Origin of the sequence: Amycolatopsis sp. NPDC059657, assembly GCF_042734395.1 — a bacterium.
GTDB lineage: Bacteria > Actinomycetota > Actinomycetes > Mycobacteriales > Pseudonocardiaceae > Amycolatopsis.
The window spans coordinates 1-6794 of sequence record NZ_JBHWEB010000191.1; the positions used below are offsets into that span (position 1 = coordinate 1).

A 6794-nucleotide genomic window follows, 5' to 3' on the forward strand; every position below is an offset into this window, starting at 1 on the left:
ACTGTCGTCGCCTGCTTCTTTTTTTTATTTGTTACACCACCTACCCCTACCTTATCGGGGTCTTTTGTGTTATCCCCGGTTAGAACCGGTCATACCACTCACGACCCAACAATCAGCCTCGCCGGAAGAGCTTGTTGCCCAGCCAGACAATGGGGTCGTACTTGCGGTCGGCCACGCGCTCCTTCATCGGGATGAGCGCGTTGTCCGTGATGTGGATGCCCTCGGGACACACGTCCGAACAGCACTTCGTGATGTTGCAGTAGCCGAGGCCGTGCTCCTCCTGCGCCTCGTCACGACGGTCCGCGACGTCCAGCGGGTGCATCTCGAGCTCCGCGATCCGCATCAGATAACGCGGGCCCGCGAAGTTCTCCTTGTTCTCCTCGTGGTCGCGCACCACGTGACAGGTGTTCTGGCACAGGAAGCACTCGATGCACTTGCGGAACTCCTGCGAGCGCTCGACGTCCACCTGCTGCATCCGGTACTCACCGGGCTTCAAATCGGGCGGCGGGGTGAACGACGGGATCTCGCGGGCCTTGGTGTAGTTGAACGAAACGTCCGTCACCAGGTCCCTGATCACCGGGAAGGTCCGCATCGGCGTCACCGTGATGACCTCGTCCTCGGCGAAGGTCGACATCCGCGTCATGCACAGCAGGCGCGGCTTGCCGTTGATCTCCGCCGAGCAGGACCCGCACTTGCCCGCCTTGCAGTTCCACCGGACCGCGAGGTCGGGGGTCTGCGTGGCCTGCAGCCGATGCAGGATGTCGAGCACGACCTCGCCCTCGTTCACCTCGACCTTGTAGTCCTGCAGGTCGCCGTCGCTCGCGTCGCCTCGCCAGACCCGGAAGCTCGCCTTGTAGCTCATTTCGCCGTCCTTCCGGGGTGCGCGGCCAGCTCTTCGTCGGTGTAGTACTTCTCCACCTCGGAAAGCTCGAAGAGCTCCAGCAGGTCCTCACGCATGGGCAGCTGCGGCTTCGGCGTGACGGTCACGTCCGGCACCACCGGGTTGTCGCCGTCGGACACGCTGCAGACGAGCAAGGTGTTGCGCCACTTGGAATCCATGCCGGGGAAGTCGTCGCGGGTGTGACCGCCGCGGCTTTCCGTGCGCGCCAAGGCCGCCTTCGCGACGCACTCGCTGACGAGCAGCATGTTGCGCAGGTCGACGGCCAGGTGCCAGCCGGGGTTGAACTGCCGGTGGCCCTCGACGGTCACCCGCAGCACCCGCTGCCGGAGTTCCTCGAGCTTGACCAGCGCCCGCTCGATCTCCTCCGCCTTGCGGATGATGCCGACCAGGTCGTTCATCGACTGCTGCATCTCGGTGTGCAGGGTGTACGGGTTCTCTTCGACGCCCTCGGACGGCGGGTCGAACGGCGCGAGCGCCATCTTGGCCGCGGCGTCCACATCGGACTGGCGCACCACCGGGCGCTTCTCGAGACCGCCCACATAGGACGCCGCGCCGAGACCGGCGCGCCTGCCGAACACCAGCAGGTCCGACAGCGAGTTGCCGCCGAGCCGGTTGGAGCCGTGCATGCCGCCGGAGCACTCGCCGGCCGCGAAGAGCCCGGGAACGCTGGCCGCCGCGGTGTCCGGGTCGACCTCGATCCCGCCCATCACGTAGTGACAGGTGGGCCCGACCTCCATCGGCTCCTTGGTGATGTCGACGTCGGCCAGCTCCTTGAACTGGTGGTACATCGACGGAAGCCGCTTCTTGATCTCCTCGGCGGGCAGGCGCGAGGCGATGTCGAGGAACACGCCGCCGTGCGGCGATCCCCTGCCGGCCTTGACCTCCGAGTTGATCGCGCGGGCGACCTCGTCACGCGGGAGCAGGTCCGGCGTGCGCCGGTTCTGCTCCTGGTCGGTGTACCAGCGGTCGGCCTCTTCCTCGGTCTCCGCGTACTGCCCCTTGAAGACCTCGGGCACGTACTCGAACATGAACCGCTTGTCCTCGGTGTTCTTGAGGACACCACCGTCGCCGCGGACGCCTTCGGTGACCAGGATTCCCTTCACCGAAGGCGGCCAGACCATGCCGGTCGGGTGGAACTGGATGAACTCCATGTTGATCAGGTTCGCGCCGGCGCGCAGCGCGAGCGCGTGGCCGTCACCGGTGTACTCCCAGGAGTTCGAGGTCACCTTGAACGACTTGCCGATACCGCCGGTCGCGAGCACCACGGCGGGCGTCTCGAACAGGATGAACCGGCCGCTTTCGCGCCAGTAGCCGAAAGCGCCGGAGATCCGGCCGTCGTCGGTGAGCAGCTCGGTGATCGTGCACTCGGCGAAGACCTTGATACGGGCTTCGTAGTCGCCCGTCTCCTTGAAGTCCTCCTGCTGCAGCGAAACGATCTTCTGCTGCATCGTGCGGATCAGCTCGAGCCCGGTCCGGTCGCCGACGTGCGCGAGCCTCGGGTAGGTGTGCCCGCCGAAGTTGCGCTGGCTGATGCGCCCGTCGGCGGTGCGGTCGAACAGCGCGCCGTAGGTCTCCAGCTCCCACACCCGGTCGGGCGCCTCCCTGGCGTGCAGCTCGGCCATCCGCCAGTTGTTGAGGAACTTCCCGCCGCGCATGGTGTCGCGGAAGTGCACCTGCCAGTTGTCGTTCGAGTTCGCGTTGCCCATCGAGGCCGCGCAGCCGCCCTCGGCCATCACCGTGTGCGCCTTGCCGAACAGCGACTTGCACACCACGGCGACGCTGTAGCCGCGTTCCCTGGCTTCGATGACCGCGCGCAGCCCGGCGCCGCCGGCGCCGATCACCACGACGTCGTAATTGAGTCGTTCCACTTCGGTCATTTAGAAAGCCACCTCAAAGAGCTTTGACGCCGTTGTCAGAAAAGAGATCAATTGATGAACCGCAGATCCGTCAGCGCCCCACTGGCGACCAGCATCACGTAGAGGTCGGTCAACGTGAGCGTGCCGAGCGTGGTCCAGGCGAGAGCCATGTGGCGCGTGTTGAGCGCGCTGACCTTCGTCCAGATCCAGTACCGGACCGGGTGCTTGGAGAAATGCTTCAGCCTGCCGCCGGTGACGTGCCTGCACGAGTGGCAGGACAGCGTGTACGCCCACAGCAGGATCACGTTGCCGAGCAGGATGATGTTGCCGAGGCCGAACCCGAAACCACCGGTGGAACCGTGGAACGCGGTGATCGCGTCGTAGGTGTTGATCACGGAGACGACCACGGCCGCGTAGAAGAAGTAGCGGTGGGCGTTCTGGATGATCAGCGGCAGCCGGGTCTCGCCGGTGTACTTCGCGTGCGGTTCCGCGACCGCGCAGGCGGGCGGGGACAACCAGATCGAGCGGTAGTAGGCCTTGCGGTAGTAGTAGCAGGTGAGCCGGAAGCCGAGCAGGAACGGCAGCACGACGAACCCGAGCGGGATGAATCCCGGCAGTTCGCCGAACGGGGTGCCGAAATGGCTCGACCCCGGCACACAGGACTCACTGAGACAGGGCGAGTAGAACGGGGTCAGGTAGTGGTATTCGGGGACCCAGTACGCCGTGCGCACAAAGGACCTGATCGTCGCGTAAACGACGAAGGTGGCCAGCCCCAGCGTGGTGAGCAGGGGCGGGAGCCACCATCGGTCCGTGCGCAGCGTGCGCCAGGGGATCTTCGCGCGGGTCGGCGCGTGTACCCCGGTGCCCACTCGGCCGGCCTCGTTGCCGGCGGGGGCGCTCACGCCTGATCGCGCTTGTAGCCGCCGACGCCTTCGTCATCGGCTCCGTGCCACAGTGAGGCGTCATAGGGGGTGTCCGGCACTTTGATTCGTTCCTCCGACTTGCCTTGGGTGGGAACGGAGGGTTCACACGAGTCCATGTCCGCGGCGTCGATGTCGAGCCGTTCGACGTCGTTCGCGAGCCTGCGCACGGCCGACGCGTCGCCGTAGCGAGCGCGGAGCGTGCCGACACACTGCCTGAGTTGCCCGATGGTGCGGCGAAGTTCCGCGATCTCTGTGGTGGACATCGTGCCTCCGATAATCAGTTCGCTGCAGGCGCCTGAGCGCTATACCGACTCTGCCCTGCGTTGTGCAGTGTGACAAGTAGCACACGGGCGAGCCGCGACGTGATCGGGGTCACGTTTCAGCGCCTTCTGAATCGATTTTGACTCGATCTTCGCAGCCAGGTATCGTGAGGCACTGTCACGAACGTCACGACGACCGTGCGCGACGCCAAAGGCGCCGTCCGCCGGACCACCACAGCAGTGATCCGATGCGGAGAGTTTCATGAGCAGTCCCCGAATCCACCCTGTCATCGCGGATGTCACGGCGCGTATCGCCGAGCGCAGCGCAGCGACGCGCTCCGCCTACCTCGAACGCATCGACGCCGCCTACGCCGACGGGCCCCAGCGCCGCGGACTCGCGTGCAGCAACCTGGCCCACGGTTTCGCCGCCTTCGAAGGCGGTGACCGCGACGCGCTGCGCGCACTGCGCAAGCCGAACGTCGCGATCGTGTCCTCCTACAACGAAATGCTGTCGGCGCACCAGCCGCTCGGCGAGTACCCGGCCTGGCTGAAGAAGGCCGCCGCGGGCAACGGCGGGGTCGCCCAGTTCGCCGGCGGCGTGCCCGCCATGTGCGACGGCGTCACCCAGGGCCGCGCGGGCATGGAACTGTCCATGTTCAGCCGCGAGGTGATCGCGATGTCGACCGCGATCGCGCTGTCCCACGACATGTTCGACTCGACGCTGCTGCTCGGCGTGTGCGACAAGATCGTGCCCGGCCTGCTGATCGGCGCGCTGTCGTTCGGGCACCTGCCCGCGATCCTCGTCCCGGCCGGCCCGATGGAAAGCGGCCTGCCGAACAAGGAGAAGGCGCGCGTCCGCCAGCTCTACGCCGAGGGCCTCGCGACGCGCGAAGAGCTGCTCGACGCCGAAGCGGCCTCGTACCACTCCGTCGGCACCTGCACCTTCTACGGCACGGCCAACTCGAACCAGATGGTCGTCGAGGTCATGGGCCTGCATCTGCCGGGCGCGAGCTTCGTGCAGCCGAGGACGGCACTGCGCCGCGCGCTGACCGAGGAGGCCGGGCGCCGGGCGGTCACCATCGCGCGGGGCGAGGAGTACACCCCGCTCGGCCGGGTCATCGACGAGAAGTCCGTGGTCAACGGCGTGATCTCGCTGCTGGCCACCGGCGGCTCGACCAACCACACGATGCACCTGGTCGCCATCGCGGCGGCCGCGGGCATCCAGCTGACCTGGGACGACTTCACCGACCTGTCGGCGGTCATCCCGCTGCTGGCACGTGTGTACCCGAACGGCAGCGCCGACATCAACCACTTCCACGCCGCGGGCGGGATCCAGTTCCTCATCGGCACCTTGCTCGACGCCGGGCTGCTGCACGCCGACGTCCGCACGGTCGCGGGCGACGGGCTGGACCGGTACCGCCAGGAGCCGATCCTCGACGACGGTGAGCTCATCTGGCGCGAGGTCGAGACCCGCAGCCGGGACGAGGAGGTCCTGCGCCCGGCGTGGCGGCCGTTCGCTTCGGACGGTGGCCTGCGCATGGTGTCCGGCAACCTCGGCCGCGCGGTGATCAAGGTGTCCGCGGTCGCGTCCGACCGTCGCAAGGTCGAAGCGCCCGCGCGCGTCTTCACCACGCAGGAGGGCTTCACCGAGGCGTTCAAGGCGGGCGAGCTGAACCGCGACGTCGTGGTCGTCGTCCGCAACCAGGGCCCGCGCGCCAACGGGATGCCCGAGCTGCACAAGCTGATCCCCGCGCTCGGCGTGCTGATGGACCGAGGCCACCAGGTCGCGCTGCTCACCGATGGCCGCATGTCCGGCGCCTCCGGCAAGGTGCCCGCTGCGATCCAGCTGACCCCGGAGGCGGCGGCCGGCGGCCCGCTCGCGAAGATCGCGGACGGCGACATCGTGCGCCTCGACGCGGACTCGGGCGTGCTCGACGTGCTGGTGAGCGATCATGTGCTCGCTGAGCGTGAACTGGTGGACGGACCGCCAGACGAGGCATCCTGGGTCGGCACCGGGCGCGAGCTGTTCGGCATCCTGCGCCGCGCGGTCGGGCCGGCCGATCAGGGCGCCGGTGTGTTCGGGCCGCTGACGCCCGAGCATTTCGGCACGCCTGTCCACACGAACATGTTGGAGGTCAAGTGACCACCGGAGCGGACCTGCTCGACCTGTCCCCCGTGATGCCCGTCGTCGTCGTGTCCGATGTGGACGACGCGGTGCCGGTGGCCCGCGCGCTGCTCGCGGGCGGGATCAGGGTGATCGAGCTGACGCTGCGGACGCCGGTCGCGCTCGCCGCGATCGAGCGGGTCGCCGCCGAGGTGCCGGACATCGTCATCGGCGCCGGCACGGTCACCGCGCCCGACCACGCGAAGCAGGCTTTGGATGCGGGTGCCTCCTTCCTGGTCACGCCGGGCGTCACGGACCAGGTGCTGGACGCCTGCTTCGACACCGGGCTGCCGTTCCTGCCCGGCGCGAGCACGGTGTCCGAGGCGATGCGCCTGGCCGAGCGCGGCCTGACGGCGCTGAAGTTCTTCCCTGCGGAGGCCAGCGGCGGCGTCGACTACCTGAAGTCGATCGGCGGCCCGTTGCCGGGCCTGCGCTTCTGCCCGACCGGCGGCATCACGGTCAAGACGGCGCCGACGTACCTGGCGCTGCCGAACGTCGGCTGCATCGGCGGCTCGTGGCTCACGCCGAAGGATGCCTTGGCCGCCAAGGACTTCTCACGCATCGAAGCCTTCGCCCGCGAAGCCTCGGGGCTCCGCGACTAAAGGGCTCGTGAGTGTTGGGGGCGGGGGGGGCCGGGGGGGGCACGCACCCCCACACGCCACCGCCGGGGCCGACCCCACCCGCCGCAGC

At 67.9% G+C, this 6794-nt stretch carries 6 protein-coding genes; 2 read left to right on the plus strand and 4 right to left on the minus strand.

The genetic code is table 11. The annotated features are described in order from the left end of the window. Positions 1-112: 112 nt before the first annotated feature. The 4 genes from ACFV15_RS45925 to ACFV15_RS45940 are packed head-to-tail and all read right to left on the minus strand — an operon-like array spanning position 113 to position 3943. On the minus strand, positions 113-862 hold the full coding sequence (locus ACFV15_RS45925) for a succinate dehydrogenase/fumarate reductase iron-sulfur subunit (RefSeq protein ID WP_378359524.1): 750 nt from the start codon (positions 860-862) through the stop codon (positions 113-115). Then, on the minus strand, positions 859-2778 hold the full coding sequence (locus ACFV15_RS45930; RefSeq protein WP_378359525.1) for a fumarate reductase/succinate dehydrogenase flavoprotein subunit: 1920 nt from the start codon (positions 2776-2778) through the stop codon (positions 859-861). Before ACFV15_RS45930 ends, ACFV15_RS45925 begins: the two co-directional genes overlap by 4 nt. A 47-nt stretch (positions 2779-2825) precedes the next feature. Then, positions 2826-3659 (minus strand): hypothetical protein, encoded by an 834-nt coding sequence (locus ACFV15_RS45935; RefSeq protein WP_091296294.1) that lies wholly within the window; start codon positions 3657-3659, stop codon positions 2826-2828. Then, entirely contained in the window at positions 3656-3943 is a 288-nt protein-coding gene (locus tag ACFV15_RS45940; RefSeq protein WP_378359527.1) for a hypothetical protein, read from the minus strand. The genes ACFV15_RS45935 and ACFV15_RS45940 overlap by 4 nt, the downstream gene beginning before the upstream one ends. A gap of 259 nt (positions 3944-4202) precedes the next feature. Here ACFV15_RS45940 and edd point away from each other — a divergent pair, with 259 nt between their 5' ends. Together edd and eda are read left to right on the plus strand one after the other, a co-directional pair. Next, positions 4203-6083, plus strand: coding sequence for a phosphogluconate dehydratase (gene edd / locus ACFV15_RS45945; protein WP_378359529.1), 1881 nt, complete (start codon positions 4203-4205; stop codon positions 6081-6083). Further along, positions 6080-6706: a bifunctional 4-hydroxy-2-oxoglutarate aldolase/2-dehydro-3-deoxy-phosphogluconate aldolase gene (gene eda / locus ACFV15_RS45950; protein WP_378359531.1), complete on the plus strand. Its 627-nt coding sequence runs from the start codon at positions 6080-6082 to the stop codon at positions 6704-6706. The genes edd and eda overlap by 4 nt, the downstream gene beginning before the upstream one ends. Positions 6707-6794 lie beyond the last annotated feature (88 nt).